A 24,704-nucleotide genomic window follows, 5' to 3' on the forward strand; every position below is an offset into this window, starting at 1 on the left:
TAGTAGATATATACATTAAACCTTATTCTAAGCCAACATAACTAATGTAAAAGTTAGCTATATAAAACACTACACTTTATCCCATCATATAAAAATATGATGGGATTTTTTATAAAGCGCTATTTTAAAATGATATAAACACAAGCCGATACTACATTTTATGCTGTCTGCAACAACTCCTGTTTCGAAAGCTGCTCTGCAACATCCAACAGCAATTGCTCCGTCTTATTCCACCCCAAACAACCGTCTGTAATAGATTGACCATAAGTCATATCACAAGAGATTTTTTGATTACCATCTACCAAATGACTTTCTAACATTACACCACGTACCTTGGTCACATGTCTTTCTTCAATGATTTGCTGTAAAACCAACGGTTGCTTTAAAGGATCTTTACTGCTGTTACCATGACTACAATCAATCACCAATGCTGGTAATTTCCCTTGATGCTGCTGGCGGATCTGTTGGATCGATTCTGCATCATAGTTTGTGCCTTTATTTGAACCACGTAAAATGATGTGTGCTAAAGGATTACCATGACTATGTACAAGACAAGGCAATCCCTTTTGGCCCATGGCTAGAAACTGATGAGGATGACTTGCAGATTGGATTGCATCTAAAGCAATTTGAATCGAGCCATCTGTCCCATTTTTAAAGCCAATACTAAAAGGCATATGACTTGAAATTTCGCGATGAATTTGTGATTCGCTGGTACGTGCACCAATAGCCCCCCAAGCCAATAAATCATCAAAATATGCAGTTGCCATAGGGCTTAGAATTTCACTGGCGATCGGCAAACCTTTTTCAATAATTTGTAAATACAATTGGCGTGATTTTTCTAAACCCAATTGCATATCAGCAGATCCATCTAAATTTGGATCGTATAAAAACCCTTTCCAACCCACTGTTGTACGTGGCTTTTCAATATATGCACGCATCACTAGAAAGATTTGATCTGACACTTTTTCTTGTAATTGTATTAAGCGATCTGCGTATTCCAATGCGGATTTTTCATCATGAATAGAACATGGGCCTGTAATCACCAATAAACGGTCATCTGTACCATCGAGAATATTTTCAATTGTTTGGCGTTGCTCAGTGATTTGTAAAGCGAGCTTATGTTTTAATGCAAATTTTTCTTTTAACTCATAAGGTAAACTGAGTTGAGTTTCTATGGTTTGATTTTGTTGTAAAGCAATATTTAGTGCATTCATGATGTATTCCTTTGGACTCTATAAAGTCCGAACTTTTATTTGAGCGTATGGGATCTATTCAAATGGGCGATCAGGTTTTTCACTTGACCAAAGTAAGTCCAATAAAAGTTGCTAAAGTATACGTAGTTAAATTTCATCATGACATTCTCCAAAATCTTTACACTTAATTGATTCAAAATATTTTTAACATTCAGATATAAAAAAACCTGATCGGTGTTGCCGATCAGGTATTAACTTTGATGGGCAACCAATTCATTGCCCGAACGACTTCAGGCAATTATCTAAAGAATTGCCAGAAATAATAAGAAGTAGCGATTACAGGTTGCTTTTTCATCTTTATGTCGTTCATAAAAATCTATATTGAATTTACAATACCTGTAGTCTGTAGACTTTTCAAGCCCTTTTTTAAAGTTTTTCTATATTTTATGTATGGAATACAAATGATTGAGTTAAGACACAATTTAACCTAATCATTGGTGATAATCCAAAGCCCATCACTTCAACATTTCTTGTACTTGTTTAGCACAAATCGCTTGGCTAAATAAGAAACCTTGGCCAAATTTACAGCCCATGGCTCTTAAATTTTCAAGCTGCTGAATTGTTTCAATCCCTTCTGCAATAATATCTAAAGAAAGGATTGGACCTAATTTTGCAATACCTTCCACAATTGCTTTAATCGACTTTTCTTCATGCATACGACTCACAAAATTATAGTCAATTTTTAAACTATCTACAGGGTAATCTCGGATATGTGTCATCGATGAATGCCCTGTTCCAAAATCATCTAAGGCAATTCGAACGCCTTCTTGTTTAAGTTTTTTCAACGCTCTGATGACATATTCATAGCCACGGTCTGCCAAAACATGTTCAGTAATTTCAATTTCAACAAGATGGTGTGGAATTGCATACTGGGTTAAGCGCTTCAATAAAATCTCGGCATAATTATCCCGCATAAACTCTACAGGCGAAGCATTGATTGAAACAGGCAACACTTTAAAGCCTTGTTTGATCCAATGGGAAATATCTGTAAATATTTTATCATGCATTGTTTCACTGATTTTGGTTGCTAATTCAAAATCATTAAATGCTTCAGCAACTGTCGCTGGTAAATAAACATTTCCCTTTGGATCGCGCCATCTCAATAGTGCTTCGAAACCAATAATTGAGCAATCATCAAGTTTCACTTTAGGTTGATAAAATGGTTCAACTTGATTATTACGGATAATTTGACGTGCTGTGATTAATTGTTTCGCCTTGCCTTGAGCAATTTCAAACATGTCTACACCAAACATACGAATACCACCACGACCTTGTTCTTTAAGATCATTTAAAGCAGCATCTGCACATTTCAATAAACCTGAACCATCTTTGGCATCCTGCGGAAAAATTGAACCGCCAATACTCATTCCGCCATTGAGCAATTTACCACTATAAGTAATAGGTGCGTCCAATTGTTTCAATAATTTTTGGGAAACAGCCTCAATCTGCTCATGACTTTCCACGTGGTCAATCACTACTGCAAATTCATCACCATCTAGTCTTGAGATATATGCATTGTCATCTAAACAATGTGCGAGACGCTTCGACAAGACTTTAAGTAAATGATCACCAGCAGAATGCCCTAAAGTATCGTTGATATACTTAAAATGGTCTAAATCAATTAGTAATAATCCAATTTTACTTCGATTCTCTCGGGCTTTAGTAATAGAGGATTTTAACTTTCTTTTAAATGCACGACGATTCATCAGACTCGTCATTTCATCAAATTCACAAATAACTCTTAATTTTTCTTCAGCAATACGTTGTTTCGTTATATCCCGTGAAACACATAAAATGCTAGTAGTTTGACCATTTTCATTGATAACAGGGGTTAAAATATTGTCCCAATACATGGTTAAGTTGCCAAACACACTTTTACCAGCAAATCTAGAATTCTTGCCTTTTACAGCTTCTTTAATGGCTTTTTTGCCTTGTTCACGCACTTCGGGTGGTAATAGTGCAAGCCATTCCATACCAAAATTTTTTACTTTTTCTTGCCCTAGTAAGGCAATACAACCAGATTTATTCATCTGTGAAACATAACCATCTGGTGTGATAATTTTAATACAGTCGACACTTACATCAAGCATATCGGTATTGGCTTTTAATGACTCATTGGTTTCACGTAATAGCATTACACGATCATGAATATTGGTACAGGTTATAGTCCAATCAAAAAATTGTTGTTTATAAACTGTACTTTGTGCAATCAACGAAAACCATTGATATTCGCCATTCACATGGCGGATACGGCATTCTTTTTCAAAACGTTGTCCAGTTTTTTGCGCTGATATCCAAATATTGTAGATATGCTCTGCATCATCTGGATGTAAGCATTTAATCCAATCTGAATCACAAATATGATGAGTATCTACACCAATAAATTCTTTTAATGGTGTATTACAATATCCAATCCCTAACTTTGTCACCCAGATAAGGTGGGGTATCAAATCCAAAGCTTTTTTGACTTCATTCAAAATTTGCGCAGATCGAGGACTTATAGACTTTGGAAACGAATCCACCTGATTCAAACTCGAATGCAAAGGTAAATAAATGCCTGCCATAAATTAATCCTATCTATCAACGCAAAATTAAGATAAACCATCGTTCAAACTTATATGTATTTAAAATAACCACAGATTCATATATCACTTAAGCGTCGAGTCATTATTTTTTTCAAATAGTCATGTGACACAAATCACACTTTAAGTAATAAGTTTAAATTGTATACAATAAAGCTTATAAAATCTATTCTTTTAAGTTTTTAAGTATGTTTCAAATTTATGACAAATCCTTATTTATTTAAATTATCCTTAAATATCAAATTGATAAATAAATTTTATCTTTTGTAATAACAGTAATCCCGCTCTCTCTTTTGATTTTTCTAGAGAAACTTAATTCCATCATTGAGTTCTGCCCTTATTCCTAATAATCTTAACAATATGCATAATCAAATCAATCATTGCGCAATTTTCAAGCATATTAAAGAAGATTATTTTAAAAAATTAAATAAACAATCATGATTATTAAATCTAAAAATTATTGAATAAAAATTCAAATCATTATCATTTAATAAATACATTTTAATTTAAGCAATTTACCTAAAATAATTTAAAGGTAATTTTAAATAACGAACACCATTCTTTTCAGGCTCAGGAAATTGACCTGCATTCATATTAATTTGAATAGCTGGAAGGATTAGTTTCGGCATAGACAATGTAGCATCACGTTGTTCCCGCATAGCAATAAATGCTTGTTTAGTGACTCCTGTATGGATATGGATGTTTTCTTCACGTTGGGTCTTTATGTTTGTTTGACAATGAAAATCTTGGCGTGATTCTGACAGGTAATCATGGCATAAATACAACCGAGTATACTCGGGTAAGTTAAAAATTTTCATTACAGAATCATAAAGTTGTGCAGCACTGCCCTTTGGAAAATCACAACGCGCTGTGCCATAATCAGGCATAAACAAAGTATCACCAACAAAGGCTGCATCACCAATCACATAGGTCAAACAAGCTGGGGTATGACCAGGCGTAGGGAGATTATATGCCTCTAACTTGCCAATCTTAAAAATCTCATGATCTTTAAATAAATAATCAAAGGAATGCTGTGCTTTTAAAGCCTCATAATCAAGATGATAAATTTGACTAAAAATATCTTGAACAGTCACAATTTTTTCACTCATGGCGATTTGACCACCTAACTGTGCTTTTAAGTATTGCGAAGCTGTTAAATGATCTGCATGTACATGTGTTTCAAGAATCCACTGCACTATAAGATGATGTTTTTGAATATACTCAATAATATGGTCTGCATGTGTTGTCGATGTTGTTGCAGATGCCGCATCATAATCCAATACACTGTCAATAATGGCACAGTATTGAGTTGCAGGATCAACCACCACATAACTAAAGGTATTACTGGCTTCATCAAAAAAATCTTGTACAAATGGATTCATAAAAAATTATGCTCCTGTCACTTTGCGATGAATCAACACGCCAAACAGCATGGCAGCAATAAAATATAGGGCTTGATAATGACCTAAACCAATCAATGTAAATGCTGGTGCTGGACAAATTCCAGCAATTCCCCAACCTATACCAAAAATGAAAGCGCCTGCAACTAACTTTGTATCGAGTTGGGTATTTTTTGGTAATTCGATCACTTCATTAAACACAGTCACTGGTTTTCGTATCGCTTTTTGAAAAGGAATAAATGCGACTACAATTGCGCCGATCATCACAAAAGCCAGACTTGGATCCCACTGCCCGAATATATCTAAGAAACCGATGACTTTGGCTGGATTCGACATACCCGAAAGCATTAAACCTACAGAAAATAGCCCGCCAAAGATAAATGCAAAGATATTTTTCATGATTAAGCTCCAATCACATGGCGCATCACATACACTGTGATAAATCCAGCCAGCATAAAGATACAGGTTGCGACAATTGAGCGTTTAGACAAACGACTTATCCCACAAATTCCATGACCACTGGTGCAGCCTGAGCCTAATCTTGTGCCAAAGCCAACCAATAGACCTGCGATGACAAGTAAAATTGGGCTTGTCGTTAGGATCACAATTTCAGGATTAAAAATCTGTCCATAGATAAATGGTGTGATAAATAATCCCAACAAAAACCACAAAGCAGGGGTTTTAAAAATCGTGTGTGTATTGAGGACTTGTGCAATTAGACCACTTACCCCTGCTACACGACCATTTACAAATAGGTAGCCAACCACAGCAAATCCGAGCAGAAGACCTCCCCAAAAGGCCAATATAAAATCATGCATTGCTTTAAACCCATACAATATATGTTTTTATAATATATAATTATTTAAATTAATCAACTTCATCATTCAGATAAATATATGTAGAAATATGCAAATAAAAGGCATAACTGCAAATACAATCCCTATATGCTCTACCAAAGAGTTGCACAGCATTTTTTTAGTTTTGATTTAAAAATATGAATAATTTTATTTACTTTTATTTTTAAAAATCAATATTTTATGATTTATTTTAATTTTTAATACTTTCCCAATAGACTTCTTTTATAAGACCTTTTTAAGCAATGCATCAAAATAAAATCCCTCTTATCCTTGCCTTCTCAAAAACTAAGAAAGAACTTTCAATACCAATATACTTCACTCAGCAGGATTATTTTTAGGTTATGAAAGAGATATAATCATCAGATTAATTAAACTCACTCAATACTTTGTCTACAAACCATTTAGGGAAATACTCTACAACAGGATTTAGTTTTAGCACTTCACCCTTTTCTATCTCTGCAATAAAAGCTGCTTTTTCACCGTGACTTGAATTATCAAAAATATATGCACGATCTGAGGCTTCAATTGCCAACATCAATAAATCTAAACTACGGTAATAGCGCTCACAGATTTTCTGCACTGGTACAGCATGACCACCTGTAGCAACCCTATATTGCACACGTCCAATATTAATTTTTGGGTCAACGGTTGCCACATAGTACAGATATGTTTTAAAGCCTTGTTTCTGGGCTTCACGTAGAAACTCAACTTTGCTGATATGCGACATCACAGTTTCAAAAGTGAAACTCATTTTTAACCTTAAAAATTCCATCCGAATAAAATCGATAATGCGTGCGCAAAGATAGGAGTCGATTTCATCTCGGTTAAATATAATGAGTCCATCCACAATTTGTGGTTTTGAGGTTAATAGCGGCACGACTTGGTCATTTTTTTTACGTTTTTTTTGTTTTAAAAATTTCAGTAACGCTGCGCTAGATAAATCATGATGATAATCATCTAAGCACAAACTTTGAGTCGCAGATAATTGTTTTTCAAGCTCATCTGCATTTAAATATGCCCCAATCTGATGGGGCGCTAAATAGTCTTTAATTGTGCTTTTACCTGATCCGTTTGGACCAGCAAACATTCTTATTCTCGGCTGTCGCATATAAAGTTATGCCATCACCTCTTGTTTCTTTTTACGTTTTAACACACTGTGTTTAAGCTTGGGAACCACATAGGCAGAAGATAAATCTTCAACAACTTTGACTTCACCATTGCTTTGTTGGACCAGCTGTTGATCTTTTACATAAGTGATTGTAGCGTTTGACTGACTTGCATGATTAAATGCCGCACTAAACGCATCGATAGCAAGCACTGGAATCGTTGCCTCCTCGCGTAATGTCGTCTTCATTGCTGTAAATGTCGTCATGTCATATATCCTCAGCATAAACTTTAGCTGTAGTTACATCTTAACATATCACTTATTTTTGTCTATTTATTCATCATTGAACACAGAAAATCTATTTCCGTAGAAGATTAAAATACAATGTGAAGATATATTCACAAAATTGATTTAGAAATTCATCAAAAAACATATGCTAAAAGCCATACGACAACTTCCGACACAGTTATAATGTGCTAAATAACGGATAGAACCTGCCTATGTCTAGTGATCTTGAAATTGATGTAATGCGTGAATCAGCTTCTTCAGTGGTAACTATTTTAAAATCTTTAGCCAATACAGATCGCTTATTAATTTTATGCCATCTTGCTCAAGAAGAGTTAAATGTTTCACAAATAGAAGAAAAAACTCAGATCAACCAACCCACCCTTTCTCAACAATTGATGATGTTGCGTAAAAGTGATGTTGTTTCGACGCGCCGTGATGGAAAGCAAATTTATTATTCTATTAAAGATCAGAAAATGACGGTGGTATTGTCAACATTATATGATTTATATTGTCCACAAATTTAGCTTTTCTTTTAACATTAGATAAATTTAAAATAAAACAATACTTTATATACAAAAATTAGTTGTCACTATTTTTCTTAGCATTTTTTATGCATAATATATATGAAAATATGCTAATGAAATTCAAATGGCTGATCCTAAAGTTCAACTCAGTAAAATACTTCCTGTCTGGCAATGGCTCCAAGACTATAATGTTCCTAAATTTAGAGCCGATCTTCTTGCTGCTTTAATCATCATTGCAATGCTTGTACCACAAGGCATGGCTTATGCTATGGTCGCAGGCTTACCACCTGTGACAGGCTTATACGCCAGTATTTTACCCATGATCATCTATGCCATTGTTGGCGGTAGCCCAACATTGTCTATTGGTCCTGTAGCACTGATTTCTATGATGACCTTTGCAACACTTGAACCCTTATATGAGGTAGGCTCACCAGTCTATATTCAAGCTGCATGTTTATTGGCACTTCTTGTCGGTATACTTTCAACTTTACTTGGCATTTTCAGATTCGGATTTTTAATTCGTTTAATCAGTCATCCTGTCATTAAAAGTTTTATCATCGCCTCCGCAGTGCTGATCGCACTTAGTCAAGTTAAGTTTATACTTGATATACCTTTAAAATCAGGCAATGTTATTGAGTTTATCCAAAGTATTTGGCAATACATTAACTTTACTAGTATTGAAACTTTGATTTTTGGGGTTTGTTCCATACTCTTTTTGCTTTACATGCCTGTTTTCTTTAAATCAAAGTTATGCAAATCATTTTCAAATTATCTTCAATTCTGGGTTAAAGCACTGCCCTTGGTTCTGGTGTTTATTTCGATTGCGTTTATACATTTCCTGCATATAGACCAATTTGGTATCAAAACTGTGGGTGAGATTCCTTCGGGATTTCCACCAATTGCCATGCCTTACTGGCGCTGGGATTTGGTGATCCAGCTTTTACCTGGTGCAGCCATGATTACCATGGTGAGTTTTGTCGAATCTATTTCTATTGCACAGACCACAGCATTTCAGCAACGTAGTGAGCTTAATAGTAATCAAGAGCTGATTGCACTGGGTTTAGCCAACTTTAGTGCAGGTGTCACATCAGCATTTCCTGTGACTGGCAGTTTATCACGTACAGTGGTCAATGCTGATGCAGGCGCAAAAACGCCTATGGCTGGCGTTATATCATCAATTTTTATCGTAATTGTGAGCTTGTATTTTACTGGGTTATTTAAAGAGCTTCCTTTGGCTATTCTTGCTGTCACCATTATAGTATCAATTTGGAAGTTAGTTGATTTTAAACCTTTTGTCGAAACATGGCATTATTCCAAAGCGGATGGAATTGCCATGTGGGTCACATTCTTTGGGGTATTGTGTATCGATATATCAACAGGTTTGATTATTGGTATTATTTCTACATTTTTATTGCTGTTATGGCGTATTAGCCGTCCGCATATTGCCGTCATTGGCTTAGTTGAAGGCACGCAACATTTCCGTAATATTTCAAGACATGATGTTTTAACAAGTACCAATATTGTGTCTATTCGTATAGATGAAAATCTAAGTTTTTTAAATGCCAATACCTTAAAAGAATTTATCATTTTAGAAGTCAGTAAACATCCAGAACTACATTATGTAGTGATCAATTGCTCAAGTATTAGTAATATTGATGCAAGTGCTTTAGAAACTTTGGAAGAAATCAACAGTGATTTAAATAAATTAAAAATCCAAATGCATCTCACAGAAGTCAAAGGCCCAGTCATGGATCGTTTAAAACAGTCCAATTTAATTAAACAGCTCAGTGGAAATATTTATTTAACGCATTACCAAGCCATGCATAAATTGGATGCTCAAACTTTTAGTTAAATAATCGTTTAAATTATCAACATTTTTTATTATGATTGCTGAAAAAGCTATATATTTTTTAATATCTTAATTTTTATGGCGAAATTGTATTATTTAAGTTTTCGCTTTTAGGTATAGAATACGCGGCTTGTTCATCGATTTTAGACCAGTTTAGGCATAAAGGTTCAACATGTTTGCTGCCCTAGCACGTTTAAGTTTAGTTACTCGTATTCTTATTGCCATTATTCTTGGTTTTATAGTTGCGTATCTATTCCCCAATTCAGCCCAATATTTCATTATTTTAGGCGAGCTTTTTATTAAAGCATTAAAATCCATTGCCCCAATTCTTGTATTTGTCTTGGTTCTCTCGTCTATCGCTAACTTTAAAGTTGGCGAAGGCGCAAGCAACTTAAAACCAATCCTTGGATTATATGCAATTGGAATGTTACTGGCTGCTATTAGTGCAATTACGATAAGCACAATATTTCCAAGTACTTTAATTTTTGCCCACGCAAGTGAAGTTACTTTACAACCACCAGGTAGCGTAGCAGAAGTATTAAAAAATTTACTCCTCAGTTTTATTACCAATCCAATAACAGCTTTACATGAAGCCAATTTCATTGGGATTTTAGCTTGGGCGGTAGGCTTAGGTGCAGCACTGCGTCACGGTTCGGAAACGACTCAACAAGTGATTACAGATGTTGCAGATGCAATTAACGCTATCATTCGTGTCGTGATTGCTTTTGCTCCAGTGGGGATCTTTGGTTTAGTTGTTGCGACATTTGCGCAAGCAGGTTTAGAAACCTTAAAAAACTACGCGCACTTAATTGCTGTTCTTATTGGTACCATGCTTTTTGTTGCACTGATCATCAATCCATTAATTGTTGGTTTTGTGATGCGTAAAAACCCATACCCATTGGTTTTAAAATGCTTAAGAGAAAGTGGAATCACCGCATTCTTTACTCGTAGTTCTGCTGCCAATATTCCTGTAAACCTTGATTTAGCAAAACGATTAGGGGTAAATGATACCACTGCAAACGTTGCAATCCCTCTAGGTGCAACCATTAACATGGCTGGCGCTGCTGTAACAATTACTGTACTTACTCTAGCTGCGGTGCATACGCTTGGTATTCAGGTTGATATCGTCACTATGGTGATCTTATCTGTAGTCTCTGTGGTAACAGCTTGTGGTGCTTCCGGTGTTGCTGGTGGTTCTTTGTTGTTAATTCCTGTCGCTTGTGGTTTATTTGGTATTCCTTCAGAAATTTCAATGCAAGTGATTGCAATTGGTATGGTGATTAGTGTGCTTCAAGACTCAACAGAAACAGCATTGAACTCCTCGACTGATGTATTATTTACAGCAGCAGTCGATCTTTCTAAAAAGTAATATACAGCGTATATGAACAAAAAGAAGGAATTATGCCTCTACAGTATTTGCCCGTTTGGATTCAACTAGGTGCGTTTATGCTTGCGGTCAATGCAGGCATAATTAACGTACTTGGTTTAATTACCGTTCTACATCAATCTATTTCTCATATGACGGGCAATGCCAGTTTATTTGCGCAAGCACTTATTCATCAACAATATGAATGTGTGCTTTACTTATTTATGGTGATTGTCAGTTACGTCATTGGTTCAAGTTATAGTGGCTTTATTTTAGGAAATAGCAATTTTAAACTCGAACGGAGATATGGTATTCCACTTAGTCTTGTGGGTGTGTTTATTCTCCTTTGCTGGTTATTTATTCCTTTTTATCCAAAATATGCTTTGCTTTGGGCGAGTACAGCAATGGGAATGCAAAATGCTATGGTCAGTCACTATAAAGGTACGATCATCCGCACTACACACCTTTCAGGGGTTTTAACGGATCTTGGTTTGGCTTTAGGTTATTTTTTTAGAGGTCTTGGCATTGAAAAACGCCGTGTGACACTACATCTACTGATTCTTTTCGGATTTATTCTGGGTGGACTGATTGCCAGTATCGTACATCCTTATTTACAATTAAATTCATTCCTTATCCCTGCTGGATTAAGTTTAATACTCAGCTTAACGTATTGGTTTATTTATTTTCGGCATGGTTCGAAACACATTTAATGGTTGGTTATTGTTATGGTCAAAAACGCGTTACAAGCACAGTTACTCAAAGCTGGCTTAGTAGATAATAAAAAAGCAAAGAAATTATCAAAGCAGGCACAGCATGAGCAACGTACAGGTCAGAGCAATGAAGCTGAGCTTAAAGCTAAAATTGAACAAGACAAGCAAGAAAAAATCAGTAAAGATCAAGCGTTGAATCAAGAGAAACAACGCGTTTTAGATGAAAAAGCCTTAAAAGCTTCAATTATCCAAATGATAGCTCAACATAAAATCAAAGATACAGATGGCGATGCAGTCTATCAATTTATTGATGGTTCAATTAAAAAAATCTATATTAATCAGCAAATTTATAATGCTTTAGTTTCAGGCAGTTTGGTGATCGCACATGATAATAATGATGCGTATGCAATTTTACCCAAAGCTTTGGGTGAACGTATCAATGAAAAAATGACTGGTTTTATTATTGTCAACAATTCTGAGAAGAATGAACAAGTGACAGATGAGGAAGATCCTTATGCTGCTTATGTTATTCCAGATGATTTGATGTGGTAATCCCCTGTTATATTTTTAGAAATTTCATCAGCCTAATGCTTCAATCATTAGGCTTTTTTTGATTTATAGTCAAACCATTTAATTATTCATACAATTAATTTTCATCAAGTCATTAATCAAAAATGAAGCTGAGGTTTTTATGTGAACTTTTAGAAACGATTGGTAATCAATTCGTTTTTTATACTTTTAAATCATAGATGCTTGTCCTAACGTGGGGCGTCATGGATATCGCCGTTGGGCGGGGGTAAAGGACGTATCCCTCGCCCAACATGAGCAAAAACAAAGTACTGCTTTGTTTGCAGCGCAAGGTTTGGCAATCCCCACGAAAAGTGAGGCATCGCCTACGCAACGGTATTTAAACTTTGAATGTAAGATGTGGCATTGCAATGCTTTTATATCCAAGCAATTGATTTAACTAAAACTATTTCTAAGAGAAAGTATATTCTTGTATTTGAGTTTTTTGACAGGTTGGCTATAAATAAAACAGTTTAAGTATTAAATTTATTTTTTATCCATGCACTTTTCCTCAAAATTTCTACATAATTGTGCGCTAATCTTACGCGAAATTACATAAATGGAACGATGCAACATGCACCGTAGAAAACTTTACTGGGGTACATTGAGTACTTTAAGCCTTACAATATGCGCTATCACCTCTGCAAGCCTTGCAAATGATGAAACGACATCTACAAATAAAACTACTGAAACGACTCAACATCAAGAAACTGAATCACCTCAACAATTAAAAACCTTAGTTTTTGCAGCGGAACAAACACCTGCTAAAGATCCTGATATCAGTGCGGTAGCTAAAACCATTGTGACACGTGAAGAAATGCTACAATTTGGCGATCAATCGGTCAATGATGCTTTAAGACGTGCAGCAGGTTTTCAAATGCCAACATTTGGACAAGGACCGCGTGGATCAAGCGGTTCAGGCAGCATGCGTTTTCGTGGTGGTGGCGCACCAGTATTTTTGATTAATGGGGAAGCTGTGCAAGGTGGACCACGCGGTGGTATATCTATTGTTGACTCGATTACGCCTGAAATGATTGAACAAATTGAAATCACCAAACAACCTAGTGTAGCTCAAGCCTCAGTTGCCTCATCCGCAGTGATCAATATCATTTTAAAAGAACCCTTAGACAATGCTCGAATCAGTGGCAATGTTAAATTAGGATATGGCATCACCCAATCGGATCAAAAAGAAGAACAGCGTAAAAATATCAGTGTACAAGCAGATGGGCGTGATGGTGCATGGATTTACAGTGTTTCAGCCAATCAAATGTGGAATGACAGCAAATCAAGCACAGAAATTGAAAATATAAATGGTACACGCCAACAAATACACACTACCAATCGTACAAATACCATGTTTGCACCACGTGTTGAATATCAAATTGATGATCAACAAAAACTGGTTTCAGAAATTTTTTATCGTAAGAATGAAAGTGATGGCTCTAGTAGTAATCAAGTTCAAAATGATAAAAATGACAGTATTCGTTTAAATACCCGTTATGAGCGTAAAGATAAAGGTGACTCAGACAAAGTCCGCTTGTCTATTGAAAAGCAAAATGAAACTGAATCCACTCGTTCCAATCAATACAGTTCTTATATTGATGAAACTGTGAATGAATATGGCTTAGCGTATGATGGGGTACGCAAGTTTGACGAAAGCAAACAAGTAAAATTTGGACTTGATGCGCGTGCCAATGCGCTAGCAAGCAATATTGCTGATACATTAGATGAGCAACGTTACGCACTTTATTTGGAAGGCAGTTGGAAGTTTTCAAAACGTCAAACGCTTACCGTGGGTGCACGTCAGGAATGGTTAGAACGTTCAGGCTTGGTTGAATACAGTGATCAAAACCTCAGCCCTGTGCTTGCACACCGTTTAGACTTTAACGATCAATGGTCTTTGCAAACCAATGTTAGTCGCGCCTTTAAAAGTCCAAATAGTAACAATCTCATGCCGACTGTTTCCATTTCAACAGATGCTGATGCAGGCTCTATCAATAACCCAGACCGTGGTGGTAATCCCAATCTTCGACCTGAAAAAATTACCGCACTGGAAACAACCTTGGGTTACAACACTACTGCAGGTGGCGTAAATATTACGGCTTTTCATCGAGATATTGATGATTATATCGAAAAAGTGATTCGTCAAGAAGGCACACGCTTTGTTGAACGTCCGTATAACCAAGACCAAGCAACAACCTATGGCGTAGAAATTTCAGGTCGCTATGCTTTAAAACAAACCGAAAATGGTCATTCATTTATGTTGAATGGACAATTATCGACGGTACGCGCCAAAATCGAAGATACCGACCATAATACCCGTTTAGCCAGTGATGTTGCCCCTTATACAGCAAGTACAGGCGTTTCATACAATTACCAGCCTTGGCAATTGGCAAGCAGTATTAATCTAAGCTACACGCCTGAATTTACCCGCGCTTTAGACAATCTTCCCTATGATCGTACAACCAATCAACGTGTAAATGTGGATATTAGTGCGACAAAACGCTTCCCTAAAGGCTGGGCAACCACACTGAGTGCTCGTAATATTTTGAGTACAGATTACAAAGAACGCTTAAATAATCAAAGTGATGGTGCTTTATATGAAGCTCGGGTCAATGATGCTATTCCAAGCTTCTTGTTCAGTGTAGAGAAAAAATTCTAATTTTGATTAGTACAGGTAGATAAATCAAAATTTTATCAATTATTTATTGATAAATAATGAGTAGATAAACATAAATAAGTGATCAATTTAAAAACCGAAGTTTTAAAAACTTCGGTTTTTTTAATCTGATTAAATATAAAAACCACAAATGATAAAACAGAGTAAACAGACGGTTTCTGCGATTTCTATACTGGCACCAATGGTGTCACCCGTAATCCCATCGATTCGTTGAATAAACTTATAGCGTAGATAAATTAAGGTGAGGATAAAAATTGTCGCCGTCACTAAACCAACCCAAACAAAATAACCCGCACCCAATAAACTGATACCAAAAATAATCATTGCCCAAGTTTTAGGAATATATTGAGCAATGGACCAGCCTAAGCCCTTTTCACGGACATATTCAGTGGTCAGAAATAAAAATAATGGTGTTAAACGCCCTAAAATAGGAAATAGAATCAAAGCAGTATAGTGTTGTTCCTGTAATAACACATACAGTGCAGACCATTTAATCAAACAGATAACAATTAAACTCAGCACACCAAACGGTCCACATGCTGGGTCTTTCATAATTCTTAAGGTATTTTCTTTATCACCAAAGCCACCGACCCAAGCATCCCCAGTATCCGCTAAACCATCTAAATGTAAGCCACCTGTGAGCAAAATCCAGATGACCAGAATAATGGTACTGAGTAAAACTACAGGCAAAACATGTAGAAAACTGGCAACGGCAAACAGAACCAAACCAATCAAAAGCCCAATCACTGGATAAAATAGCAGTGACTGACCATTTTGTTTTGGCGAAGGCATATTTTTTAAATAAACAGGGAAAATCGTTAAAAATTGCAATGCAATAAAAAATGGGGTCATTTATTGCTCTCCAATAACTCTAACTGCATGGTTTCGCTGTCCAACATAAAGCGATTTAATTGCCCAAGCTCAGCAGACATTTTTAAAATATCATCAAGAGATTGTTGTAGCGCCATACATTTTAAAAGCTTAATCACACCACCATGCGTCACAATCAAAGCTGTTTGGCTTTGTGTAATCAGCATTTGCTCTTTGATCGCTTGTAATGCTTGCTTAATTCGATACTGAAAATCTAAATATCTTTCAGCATTTGGTGGAGTATAACGTGTCGGAGATTGCCAAAAATTTTCCAATAACTCAGGCGTTTTTGCATAAATCTGCTGTGTTGAAATACCTTCCCAATCACCAAAATGAATTTCTTGTAATCGATGATCTTGCATCAGTGGTATTTGAACTTGTTCAGAAAGTCTCTGTGCAAATGAGAAACAGCGCTTTAAAGGCGAGCTAAACATAAAATCCCATTGTGTTTGCACAGAGGATTGATCATAGGAAATGGTCTGATGCATTTGTTGCCAGCCCAATTCTGTCAATTCATCATCAGTCGAACCACGCAAAGTATGATTCAGCGTAGTTTCCCCGTGACGTAATAGATCAATCCTCAGTTTCATGCATATGCTCTTTTTGAATTATGAATAAATTTAAACTTTCTCGCCAACCACCGCAGCTTCTGCAAAGGTGGCCATGTTGTTATGTAAACTACATGCCAGCTTAATCACACCTAAAGCAGCACCCGCACCACTGCCTTCCCCTAAACGTAAATTAAGCTTTAATAATGGATCAGCATTCAATTCTTGTAATAGGCGTTGGTGACCATATTCAGCAGACTGATGACCGAACAACATCCATTGTCGAACTTCAGGATTGAGTCGTACCGCGACTAATGCCGCCACAGAACTAATAAAACCATCAACAATTACAGGCATCCCGAGTTGAGCACAGCGAATATAAGCTCCTGTCATTGCAGCAATTTCTAAGCCACCTACAGCACACAAAGCTTTAAATGCATCATTTTCAACATAATTTTTATGTAATTCAAGTGAATGCTGAATGATATTTTTTTTATGAATCAACTGATCAGCGCGAATCCCCGTGCCTACACCTGTCAGTTGCTCAGCAGGTTCATTTAATAAGAAACATGCAATCGCTGAAGCTGAACAGGTATTTCCAATCCCCATTTCTCCAGCAATATAAATTGAAGCACCCTGTGCAATGGCTTTTTCTACACTCTCACGACCCAGCACCATGGCTTGCTGACATTGTTGCTCAGTCATTGCCACTTGTTGAGCAAAATTGGCAGTCCCTTGAGCAATACTATGACGCTCAACGCCTTGATATTGGTAAGCTTCACCTACCGTGCCACAGTCAATGACTTGTAAGGTCGCAGCATATTCTTTAGCAATTACACTGATACACGCGCCACCTGTTGCAAAGTTTTGCAGCATTTGGCGAGTTACCGCTTGTGGATATGCAGAAATATTTTCAGCCATTACCCCATGATCACCTGCGAAAATCGCAATCCAAGGTTTATCTACATTGGGTTTTGAGTTACTTTGCAAAGCAGCCAACTGCACGGCGACATTTTCCAAAACAGACAGTGAGCCTGTTGGCTTGGTCAATTGCAATTGACGTTCTTCAGCCTGTTGTTTTGTTTCTGCGTTTGGCACTTTACATGCTTCTAACCACCAATTCATTGTTGCTCTCCATCTCGTATTTTAAAAATTCATTGTTAATCGTTAAAATGCTCAAGTTTATATGATAAAAATCACAATATTTATCCTTTTAATAACATCGGAAAACCTGCGATACAAAACACTACTTTATCAGCTATTTGGCCTAATAGTTGATGTAAACGTCCTGATTCATCAACAAATTTTCGAGTTATTTCACCCATTGGTATAACACCTAGTCCTGTTTCATTGCTAACTAAAACAATTTGAGACTTTAATGTAGGTAGAATTTTCAGCAATTTTTCACATTCGATACGCTGAAGATTTGAGTTCTCATGCATCAATAAATTACTCATCCATAGGGTTAGACAATCTACCAAAATCACTTGTTCTTGTTGATCTATGTGTTTTAAACAATCTGCTAGGTAAAGTGGTTCTTCAATCAGCCGCCATGCATCAGGTCGTTGTGTCTGATGGTGTGAAATACGTTGTCGCATTTCATCATCCCATGCTTGTGCGGTAGCAATATAAACAACTTGTAGATTTGAGTCTTTTGCGATCTGTTCAGCTAATTTACTTTTGCCAGAACGCGCGCCACCTAGGATTAATTGCAACATAAATTTGACTCCCAAGATCCATCTGTTTTTTTCGGATTGAGTATAAGCTGATGTAACGTAGCTAAAGGCCCCTGTAAGACTTGCGCTTGATATATACCAAAATTAAGCTGATCAATGCTAATTTCAAAACTTTTTTGATCAATCGTTTCGATAGACTTAAATATTTGTTGCGCTTTAAATTCAGCTGAATACAAACCTAAGGTGATATGCGGACAATAATCTAAAGCTGCAATTTCTTGGCTTGAACGGGATAATAATTGTCGAATATTGCTTAGGCTATTTTCATGATCTTGAATTTCTATAAATAAAGCACTGCTAAAACTATTTATTTTTCCTGTTGTTAATTTAAAACTATTTAACTGGTTTTGGCTCAAAATTTTAAGCTGTTGTTGAAATTTGCTTTGGATAAAATCATCATCAAATTGCTTTTTATCTTCCGTTAGAAAACCACAAATATACAATGTGATATGAAATTGGCGTGTATTGGGGTGCAATAAATAGTTTGAGAATTTTTCTACTAAATCGCTTAAATAAGCCAATAATTCAGGATGATGAATTTCGATATACCATAAGGCGTAGTGTTTTCTCCCTTTGTGCCACTCGGGATAATCATGTGTCTCAGTTGGAGTTGTTAAACTTTGAGAACCTAAAAACACATCAAATTCACATTAATTTTAATGCTTCTATTAAAGCACGTAATCATCATGTTTAAATCTTGAATTGACTGAGTGTTGTTCAATTGAAAATGAATTTTATTCAGTCAGATTTTATGATTGCTTGATAAAAATCCAACATAGATTCAAAGTAGTAATCTGCTCTTGCCAGCATGGTCTGATTTGGCGCTTTAATATCCTCAATCAAAATCGTTACTCCCCCAGCCAAATCTGCTGAAGTAATCCCATTTTCAGAATCTTCAATCATCAAGCTGTGTTGCGGATTTAGATTTAATAAGGTGCAGGCTTTGTTAAAAATTTCTGGATGTGGTTTACCTTGTATCACCTCATCGCCACAGACCAACAAGGTAAAATAATGATCAATTTTTACAAGTTTTAAATATTTTTCAGCAATTTTTCGGATACTAGATGTAGCGACAGCCAATCGGATATTTTGAGATTGCAAATAAGCTAATATTTCTAAAAGTCCAGCTTTCACTGGTACGCCTTGCGACAAAATCATCTCAAGTTCAATTTGTTCAGCACGTTGCCGAATGTGTTGGTAAGGGATATCTTGACCATAAAACTTTTGTGCTATCTGTTCTGAGCTTAACGCATTAAGCCCTAAACATTGCATCAAATAATCTAAGCTAAATTCTACACCAGTGATTTCCAAAGACGCTTGTTTTAACACATCAAATCTAAGCCGTTCAGTGTCCAGCATCGTACCGTCCATATCAAAAATAGCAGCTTGAATCGTATGTTGCTGGAATTTCACAGTGTTCCTTTTATAAACAGATTAAAAGGGAGAAACCCGTTCTCCCTCAAATTTTATAGCAATCTATTGAATACTATAACATTGTTTCAACTTTAAATAATCATAATAATAGCTGTTTGCTTTATAGCGGGCATAATCACAATCTTTTTTAAAAGCAATCTCTTTTTCGTTATAGAGCATTTTTAACAAAGTTTGCCCTTGCGAATTTTGATAAATATCCCACTGTAAGTTTGCTGCCATCGGTGAGATATCTTCACCACGCCACGCACTATTTGAATAATTAAACGTCTGCGTCAAGGGCACAGATTGCATCATCCCCTTTAACTCTAAGCAGGTGGCTAGAGGGATTATGATTTCAGCATGAGCAAATCTTAATACAGCAACATTCTTTTGTGTATTGCTCATAACATCATCAACTTGTTTAAATAAATCCTGTTTGAGTGATTTGGCAATATCTGTTGTTACAGCTTTGCCTGTATCAAAGCTTGGGCCCTTACTATAAAAATCATTGGCATCGTTATATTGCGCATAAAACTTAGCCGCTTCAATTGGCATATATTTTTTAAAATTTGTCGCTCCAAGCTCGTCTTGCATTCCGCCAGTGATTGAATACAACTCATACACATAAGCAGCAGCATCTACTGCATTGGCAATGGTATTTTTACCCTTTCCTTTTTCAGTAATCTGTTCACCTTTAGGGCTTGTTACCGTAAATGATCCTGAATTACTAAAGCTATAGCCAGTTTGACCAATTTTTTGAATAAACGCTGTTTTAAAAATTGGGCTTAATACTTCTGTTGCGATTTTTTGCGCATTAGGATCTGCACTCAATGTTTTAATTTTTTGTTTTAAATCTGGATCATTCTCTTCAAAGTCTTGATATTTTAAGCTAGCCGCATAGACTGTTTTTTCTAAATCTGTTTTAACATTGGCCAAATCGTCTTGTGCATTTAAACTATGAAAATACAGATGAAAGCGATTTACCCCACCATCACCAATACTTGGTATAGAGTTACTGTTGAGACTCTGATAGCTTGCTGGTGTAATTGCAGTTTTTAAACTCGGTTGCTGTTTCAACAACGCATTGGTAAAAAATTTAGCACTGTCCACCGCTCGATCCACACCCGAGCTAACGATCTGTACAGATTTACCTTGTTGACTGGCTTGATTAAACAATTGTGGTAAGCGTTGTAATAAGCGATCTGCAATACCCTGATGTTCTTTAATACCTACAGAAGTTTCATTGCCATAGCCATATTGGCGTATACCTTCCACCCCATAACCCAATAGAATATTGGCTTTCATCATGGCTTCTAAATCAGCACCCAATTGTTCACCTAATGGCGTTAAGGCATTTTCCTGTTTTGCTTTTAACCACATGTTGTATAAAGCTAAATCATATTTAATACTCGATAAACCTCGTGAACCATGTCGAGCAACTAATTCTGTAAAAACTGCACGATAACCTGCTGGCGTTGCTTCATAACTGCTTAGTTTCTGCTGAGGTTGATAGGGTTGTTTGGTCTGTAAATATAGTGATGTATCAGCTTTAGGTGGGACGACAACAGCTGAATTATCATCATGATCATTATTACAGGCTGTTAAAAATAGTCCTGAAGCAAAACAAATGATTAGCGAATGTTTAATTTTAAATGGTTTCATCATTGAAATGTCATATTAGATTGAATGCAGGCAAACTAATCAAAAAACATGACACTGATATGACCATTATCTATTTATTCCATTTAAAACAACAAAATAAAAGACAGCAATAAGAAAATACCAACCATTAAGAAATATAGTGACGAGTTGATACACTCCTATACTTATTAAAGACCATCTAATTTCAATCAAAACTATCAACTTACCCAAAAACCCGCTTAAAGCACAAACAATGTCTTGGATTATTTTAGCTAATGCCAAAGTAAGCCAGGTAAAAATTTACAGGTTTGATCTAACCAACATAGTTGTTCTTTACGATCTAACCTGTCATGTCCCCCCATTAGATGTAATATATAACGATCTAAATCACCAGCATCAATTGGTCTTTCACTTCTTATACCTTTAGTTGGCATTTGATCATACCAAATAACAATGGGAACACGATATCCAGCCTCGGTACTTGCACTATGTCCAGCATAGTTCTGATCATGTCCAACTTCATTACCATGATCTGATAAAAAGGTAAAAGATCTAAAATCTGATTGTGTGGAAGTTAGAAGGTCAAACAGCTTCGAAACAATCCAGTCTTGGTAAAGTATGCTGTTATCATATTCATTTCGCTTCAGTTGGATTAAATGGCTTATCTCATTTTTTTCAAGTTTTTCTTCTACTTCATCATTTGAAGAATCGCTAAATTTAGAAAATTGTTCTGGATAGCGCATTTTATAATTCGGATGTGAACCAATAAGATGTAGAATTATAAATTTACGAGGTTCTGGATCATTTAAAGCAATTTTATATGCAGGAAGAATCTTTTCATCTAATGAAGTACTACTACGGCCTGATTTCTTATTTATAAATACTGCTTTATCTGCATAAGCTGCAAAAAGCGAAGAAATATAAACATCGTCTTGGTTACTAATCCAGTAAACTTTAAAACCTGCAGCCTTTGCATATGCCATGATATTTTCTGGCGCATTATCATCCATTACATTCCGTGTACCATCATTAAATAAATAACGTAAAGATTGAATAGTAGAAGATGCAGGTGCGTATCCACGACAAAATACTTTGAACTGATCACTACGTTTAGTTAGTTCAGGTGTTGTATTTCTTGGATAACCACATAATCCAAAATTAAAACTTGTAATACTATCTGTTAAAACAATCGTATGTATCTGTTTTTTATTAAATTTACCATCAACAATCAACCTCTTTTTTGCATTAAGGGTCCATTCTTTATGTATTTTATCATGCTGTAAAATACGGAGTTTAAAGTCTGCAATATTGCCATAATATCCATACCAAAAAAGTAATGGATGTAAAGCAATTGAAGGCTTAAACGCATAACTCACTATACATAGTAATATTAACAAACCTACAGCATAGCGTCCCACTCGGTTTACTTGCTGATCATGTAAATCTGTTTTATTAAAATATTTAAATAATATAGAAAAGTATAAAATTAGAGTAATTAAAATAAAGCCAATAAAGAGCGTAAAAAAAATCACATGTAGATGAAAAAACTCTAAACTTTCATTAAATGTTGTATTCGCAATAGATTCTACAACTGTATATGCTTCAGCATCACTATTGAACAATAGCCAACTTACTGAAAGTAAACTTGTATGAAATATAAAGATAAACCACCAAAGTATGGAAAAAAATTTCCACAATAAGTTTGATTTTTGGGTCGCTTGAAAACACAGCCAGCAACCTGGTAGTGATAAAAGTGCCAATCGTACACTATCCGACCAGTTACCTGCTAAACCCAATAGCAGTAAAGTAATAAGTGGCAGAGTAAGTAGATACAAAGTAAAAAATAAGCGGTGCCAATATATGGGCATTAGTTTAAATCGCCTCATTATAGTTAGAAAAAGTAATATTGAATGAGTACAGTGATCCAAATAAATAAAAAGACAAGTATGCCAATTTCATGAATTAATGGAATAGGAAGTTTTCCAGCAAGCTTATTTCCAATGAAAACTGTAGGAGCATTCACTAACATTATCCCCAAACTCTTCCCTATAGTTACTCAGGCTATGCTGTCAAAACGCGCTGCTAAAGCCACCATAGCTAATTGAGTTTTATCACCAATTTCTGCAAAAAGAAAAGTATAAAGCTTGCACCAAAGATGCCATATTTTTGCCATTTTTTAATACTTTCGGATTCATCGCCTAGTCATCTGGAATAAGCATCCATACAGCCATACCGATAAATCCCACAGAAACTATCCAAACAATAATGTAGGACTAAGAACAGTAGTAATCCACTGCCCTAAAACAGCTGAAACACCATGTTTTAGTAATGTTGCGAGAAATATAGCGACAAGAATAGGAGTAAGCTTTTGGAGTCGAGCTGAAAGTAGTAGCGCCAATAATAGGGTTTTATCCCCAATTTCGGATAAAGCAAATACGGAACGAGATATTAGCAAAGCGGATAGCATAATAATTTCTCTGGCTAGCAATAATTACCAATGATTTGTCACTCTTTCTAGCCAGAGCAGAGTCATAAATCAAAGGTCTTGCCAGCAAAAAGAAATATATGCTCGAAAGATCTTTTAGTTCTTTGCTAGGATGACCATGCCCATTTGAGCAATTATGTTGATCATCACCTCTTTACCTGAGTAAAAAGCGGCTACTTGCCAATGAAGTTTTTGTATTCTAGTAGAAATAAGATTAGTTTTCAATCATGCATTATGTAGATAAATTAAATCTATAATGTACTTTCAATATCATATTAATATAAATTCTATACCTACTATATACTTTAAATTATTGGATTTTTATGCCTTAAAAAGATCACCTAGCAGCATGTTTAAGTTCATTTTGAATCTGAATATTAAGTTGAAAATTAACTTTCTGATTTTGGCGAGCACTATTACGCATCTGATAAACTTGTATTGTGTATTCACCACTCAAAGGTAAAATAAGCTCACCAACTTGACCACCAGTAGAACCAATAAAAATTGCCTCATCCCTACCCGGCTTACTATTAGGAGAGAAAAAATTAATATTTGCTAAATTTTTATTACTGTTTATTTTAAATTTAAGAACTTGTCCTTTTTTTGCATAAATTTTATATTGAATATCATCATATCCCTTAAAACTTCCTGTCTGTGTTTTTTGATCTGTACCTTTGGAAAAGGTTATAGATTCTTGAGAAGTTTTAGCAAATGCAGATAGTGAACTAAATGATACTAAAACTGATAAAAGCGGAACACTTATGATGTTTTTCATTTTAAAACCTAATAATATTACTTGTCTCTAAGTATAGGAAAATTGAAATATTTAT

24 protein-coding genes are annotated in these 24,704 nt (G+C 35.6%); 6 read left to right on the forward strand and 18 right to left on the reverse strand.

Going from position 1 to position 24,704, the window contains the following annotated elements:
* Positions 1–158 precede the first annotated feature (158 nt).
* The 7 genes from ACG9ZL_RS08240 to ACG9ZL_RS08270 form a co-directional block, all read right to left on the reverse strand.
* Positions 159–1,214, reverse strand: a complete 1,056-nt coding sequence (locus tag ACG9ZL_RS08240) for a 3-deoxy-7-phosphoheptulonate synthase (RefSeq protein WP_419359709.1) — start codon at positions 1,212–1,214, stop codon at positions 159–161.
* A gap of 494 nt (positions 1,215–1,708) precedes the next feature.
* Positions 1,709–3,817 (reverse strand): sensor domain-containing protein, encoded by a 2,109-nt coding sequence (locus tag ACG9ZL_RS08245; protein WP_336951016.1) that lies wholly within the window; start codon positions 3,815–3,817, stop codon positions 1,709–1,711.
* Between the two features lie 533 nt (positions 3,818–4,350).
* On the reverse strand, positions 4,351–5,217 hold the full coding sequence (locus tag ACG9ZL_RS08250; RefSeq protein ID WP_419359710.1) for an MBL fold metallo-hydrolase: 867 nt from the start codon (positions 5,215–5,217) through the stop codon (positions 4,351–4,353).
* Positions 5,218–5,223: 6 nt separating this feature from the next.
* Complete coding sequence (locus ACG9ZL_RS08255) at positions 5,224–5,634, reverse strand: DUF6691 family protein (RefSeq protein WP_419359711.1); 411 nt, start codon at positions 5,632–5,634, stop codon at positions 5,224–5,226.
* A gap of 2 nt (positions 5,635–5,636) precedes the next feature.
* Positions 5,637–6,053, reverse strand: coding sequence for a YeeE/YedE family protein (locus ACG9ZL_RS08260; protein WP_419359712.1), 417 nt, complete (start codon positions 6,051–6,053; stop codon positions 5,637–5,639).
* A gap of 403 nt (positions 6,054–6,456) precedes the next feature.
* Complete coding sequence (locus ACG9ZL_RS08265; RefSeq protein ID WP_336951010.1) at positions 6,457–7,200, reverse strand: ATPase; 744 nt, start codon at positions 7,198–7,200, stop codon at positions 6,457–6,459.
* Between the two features lie 6 nt (positions 7,201–7,206).
* A complete protein-coding gene (locus ACG9ZL_RS08270; protein ID WP_303576033.1) occupies positions 7,207–7,464 on the reverse strand; it encodes a hypothetical protein in 258 nt (85 codons plus the stop codon).
* Between the two features lie 233 nt (positions 7,465–7,697).
* On the opposite strand from ACG9ZL_RS08270, the gene ACG9ZL_RS08275 reads away from it, so the two are divergent.
* The 6 genes from ACG9ZL_RS08275 to ACG9ZL_RS08300 all read left to right on the forward strand — a co-directional run bounded on the left by ACG9ZL_RS08275 (position 7,698) and on the right by ACG9ZL_RS08300 (position 15,163).
* On the forward strand, positions 7,698–8,009 hold the full coding sequence (locus ACG9ZL_RS08275; protein ID WP_336951009.1) for an ArsR/SmtB family transcription factor: 312 nt from the start codon (positions 7,698–7,700) through the stop codon (positions 8,007–8,009).
* Positions 8,010–8,133: 124 nt separating this feature from the next.
* Positions 8,134–9,861: a SulP family inorganic anion transporter gene (locus ACG9ZL_RS08280; RefSeq protein WP_419359713.1), complete on the forward strand. Its 1,728-nt coding sequence runs from the start codon at positions 8,134–8,136 to the stop codon at positions 9,859–9,861.
* A 169-nt stretch (positions 9,862–10,030) separates the two neighbouring features.
* Positions 10,031–11,227, forward strand: a complete 1,197-nt coding sequence (gene sstT, locus ACG9ZL_RS08285) for a serine/threonine transporter SstT (protein ID WP_419327249.1) — start codon at positions 10,031–10,033, stop codon at positions 11,225–11,227.
* 32 nt (positions 11,228–11,259) lie between these two features.
* Entirely contained in the window at positions 11,260–11,934 is a 675-nt protein-coding gene (locus tag ACG9ZL_RS08290; protein WP_419359714.1) for a YoaK family protein, read from the forward strand.
* A 15-nt stretch (positions 11,935–11,949) separates the two neighbouring features.
* The gene (locus ACG9ZL_RS08295; protein ID WP_419327250.1) at positions 11,950–12,486 is read left to right on the forward strand and encodes a DUF2058 domain-containing protein; all 537 of its coding nucleotides are present in this window, start codon (positions 11,950–11,952) and stop codon (positions 12,484–12,486) included.
* A 589-nt stretch (positions 12,487–13,075) separates the two neighbouring features.
* Positions 13,076–15,163 (forward strand): TonB-dependent receptor plug domain-containing protein, encoded by a 2,088-nt coding sequence (locus ACG9ZL_RS08300; protein ID WP_419359715.1) that lies wholly within the window; start codon positions 13,076–13,078, stop codon positions 15,161–15,163.
* Positions 15,164–15,292: 129 nt separating this feature from the next.
* On the opposite strand, the gene ACG9ZL_RS08305 is transcribed toward ACG9ZL_RS08300, so the two are convergent.
* From ACG9ZL_RS08305 to ACG9ZL_RS08355, 11 genes are all read right to left on the reverse strand, one after another.
* Complete coding sequence (locus ACG9ZL_RS08305) at positions 15,293–16,033, reverse strand: adenosylcobinamide-GDP ribazoletransferase (RefSeq protein WP_419359716.1); 741 nt, start codon at positions 16,031–16,033, stop codon at positions 15,293–15,295.
* Positions 16,030–16,641, reverse strand: coding sequence for a histidine phosphatase family protein (locus tag ACG9ZL_RS08310; protein ID WP_004821760.1), 612 nt, complete (start codon positions 16,639–16,641; stop codon positions 16,030–16,032). The genes ACG9ZL_RS08305 and ACG9ZL_RS08310 overlap by 4 nt, the downstream gene beginning before the upstream one ends.
* Positions 16,642–16,671: 30 nt before the next feature.
* Entirely contained in the window at positions 16,672–17,724 is a 1,053-nt protein-coding gene (gene cobT / locus ACG9ZL_RS08315) for a nicotinate-nucleotide--dimethylbenzimidazole phosphoribosyltransferase (RefSeq protein ID WP_419359717.1), read from the reverse strand.
* A gap of 80 nt (positions 17,725–17,804) precedes the next feature.
* A complete protein-coding gene (gene cobU, locus ACG9ZL_RS08320) occupies positions 17,805–18,317 on the reverse strand; it encodes a bifunctional adenosylcobinamide kinase/adenosylcobinamide-phosphate guanylyltransferase (RefSeq protein WP_419359718.1) in 513 nt (170 codons plus the stop codon).
* A complete protein-coding gene (locus ACG9ZL_RS08325; RefSeq protein ID WP_419359719.1) occupies positions 18,305–18,973 on the reverse strand; it encodes a 2'-5' RNA ligase family protein in 669 nt (222 codons plus the stop codon). Before ACG9ZL_RS08325 ends, cobU begins: the two co-directional genes overlap by 13 nt.
* A 100-nt stretch (positions 18,974–19,073) precedes the next feature.
* Entirely contained in the window at positions 19,074–19,748 is a 675-nt protein-coding gene (locus ACG9ZL_RS08330) for an HAD family hydrolase (RefSeq protein WP_419359720.1), read from the reverse strand.
* A gap of 63 nt (positions 19,749–19,811) precedes the next feature.
* Positions 19,812–21,410, reverse strand: a complete 1,599-nt coding sequence (locus ACG9ZL_RS08335) for a histidine-type phosphatase (RefSeq protein WP_419359758.1) — start codon at positions 21,408–21,410, stop codon at positions 19,812–19,814.
* A gap of 251 nt (positions 21,411–21,661) precedes the next feature.
* Positions 21,662–23,149, reverse strand: coding sequence for a phosphoethanolamine transferase (locus tag ACG9ZL_RS08340; protein ID WP_419359721.1), 1,488 nt, complete (start codon positions 23,147–23,149; stop codon positions 21,662–21,664).
* A 296-nt stretch (positions 23,150–23,445) separates the two neighbouring features.
* Positions 23,446–23,562, reverse strand: coding sequence for a TMEM165/GDT1 family protein (locus ACG9ZL_RS08345; RefSeq protein WP_419359722.1), 117 nt, complete (start codon positions 23,560–23,562; stop codon positions 23,446–23,448).
* 78 nt (positions 23,563–23,640) lie between these two features.
* Positions 23,641–23,856 carry a TMEM165/GDT1 family protein gene (locus ACG9ZL_RS08350; RefSeq protein WP_419359723.1) on the reverse strand — a complete coding sequence of 72 codons (216 nt, stop codon included), beginning with the start codon at positions 23,854–23,856 and terminating at the stop codon, positions 23,641–23,643.
* A gap of 355 nt (positions 23,857–24,211) precedes the next feature.
* The gene (locus ACG9ZL_RS08355) at positions 24,212–24,649 is read right to left on the reverse strand and encodes a DNA breaking-rejoining protein (RefSeq protein WP_419327260.1); all 438 of its coding nucleotides are present in this window, start codon (positions 24,647–24,649) and stop codon (positions 24,212–24,214) included.
* Positions 24,650–24,704 lie beyond the last annotated feature (55 nt).

The organism is Acinetobacter legionensis (genome assembly GCF_048551735.1).
In the GTDB taxonomy this organism is placed as follows: Bacteria; Pseudomonadota; Gammaproteobacteria; order Pseudomonadales; family Moraxellaceae; genus Acinetobacter.

Bases quoted from the DNA above. Each gene is read 5' to 3' on its own strand.
- ACG9ZL_RS08240 (WP_419359709.1), bottom strand. From the start codon at position 1,214: ATGAATGCACTAAATATTGCTTTACAACAAAATCAAACCATAGAAACT.
- ACG9ZL_RS08245 (WP_336951016.1), bottom strand. From the start codon at position 3,817: ATGGCAGGCATTTATTTACCTTTGCATTCGAGTTTGAATCAGGTGGAT.
- ACG9ZL_RS08250 (WP_419359710.1), bottom strand. From the start codon at position 5,217: ATGAATCCATTTGTACAAGATTTTTTTGATGAAGCCAGTAATACCTTT.
- ACG9ZL_RS08255 (WP_419359711.1), bottom strand. From the start codon at position 5,634: ATGAAAAATATCTTTGCATTTATCTTTGGCGGGCTATTTTCTGTAGGT.
- ACG9ZL_RS08260 (WP_419359712.1), bottom strand. From the start codon at position 6,053: ATGCATGATTTTATATTGGCCTTTTGGGGAGGTCTTCTGCTCGGATTT.
- ACG9ZL_RS08265 (WP_336951010.1), bottom strand. From the start codon at position 7,200: ATGCGACAGCCGAGAATAAGAATGTTTGCTGGTCCAAACGGATCAGGT.
- ACG9ZL_RS08270 (WP_303576033.1), bottom strand. From the start codon at position 7,464: ATGACGACATTTACAGCAATGAAGACGACATTACGCGAGGAGGCAACG.
- ACG9ZL_RS08275 (WP_336951009.1), top strand. From the start codon at position 7,698: ATGTCTAGTGATCTTGAAATTGATGTAATGCGTGAATCAGCTTCTTCA.
- ACG9ZL_RS08280 (WP_419359713.1), top strand. From the start codon at position 8,134: ATGGCTGATCCTAAAGTTCAACTCAGTAAAATACTTCCTGTCTGGCAA.
- sstT (WP_419327249.1), top strand. From the start codon at position 10,031: ATGTTTGCTGCCCTAGCACGTTTAAGTTTAGTTACTCGTATTCTTATT.
- ACG9ZL_RS08290 (WP_419359714.1), top strand. From the start codon at position 11,260: ATGCCTCTACAGTATTTGCCCGTTTGGATTCAACTAGGTGCGTTTATG.
- ACG9ZL_RS08295 (WP_419327250.1), top strand. From the start codon at position 11,950: ATGGTCAAAAACGCGTTACAAGCACAGTTACTCAAAGCTGGCTTAGTA.
- ACG9ZL_RS08300 (WP_419359715.1), top strand. From the start codon at position 13,076: ATGCACCGTAGAAAACTTTACTGGGGTACATTGAGTACTTTAAGCCTT.
- ACG9ZL_RS08305 (WP_419359716.1), bottom strand. From the start codon at position 16,033: ATGACCCCATTTTTTATTGCATTGCAATTTTTAACGATTTTCCCTGTT.
- ACG9ZL_RS08310 (WP_004821760.1), bottom strand. From the start codon at position 16,641: ATGAAACTGAGGATTGATCTATTACGTCACGGGGAAACTACGCTGAAT.
- cobT (WP_419359717.1), bottom strand. From the start codon at position 17,724: ATGAATTGGTGGTTAGAAGCATGTAAAGTGCCAAACGCAGAAACAAAA.
- cobU (WP_419359718.1), bottom strand. From the start codon at position 18,317: ATGTTGCAATTAATCCTAGGTGGCGCGCGTTCTGGCAAAAGTAAATTA.
- ACG9ZL_RS08335 (WP_419359758.1), bottom strand. From the start codon at position 21,410: ATGAAACCATTTAAAATTAAACATTCGCTAATCATTTGTTTTGCTTCA.
- ACG9ZL_RS08345 (WP_419359722.1), bottom strand. From the start codon at position 23,562: ATGGCAAAAATATGGCATCTTTGGTGCAAGCTTTATACTTTTCTTTTT.
- ACG9ZL_RS08350 (WP_419359723.1), bottom strand. From the start codon at position 23,856: ATGCTATCCGCTTTGCTAATATCTCGTTCCGTATTTGCTTTATCCGAA.
- ACG9ZL_RS08355 (WP_419327260.1), bottom strand. From the start codon at position 24,649: ATGAAAAACATCATAAGTGTTCCGCTTTTATCAGTTTTAGTATCATTT.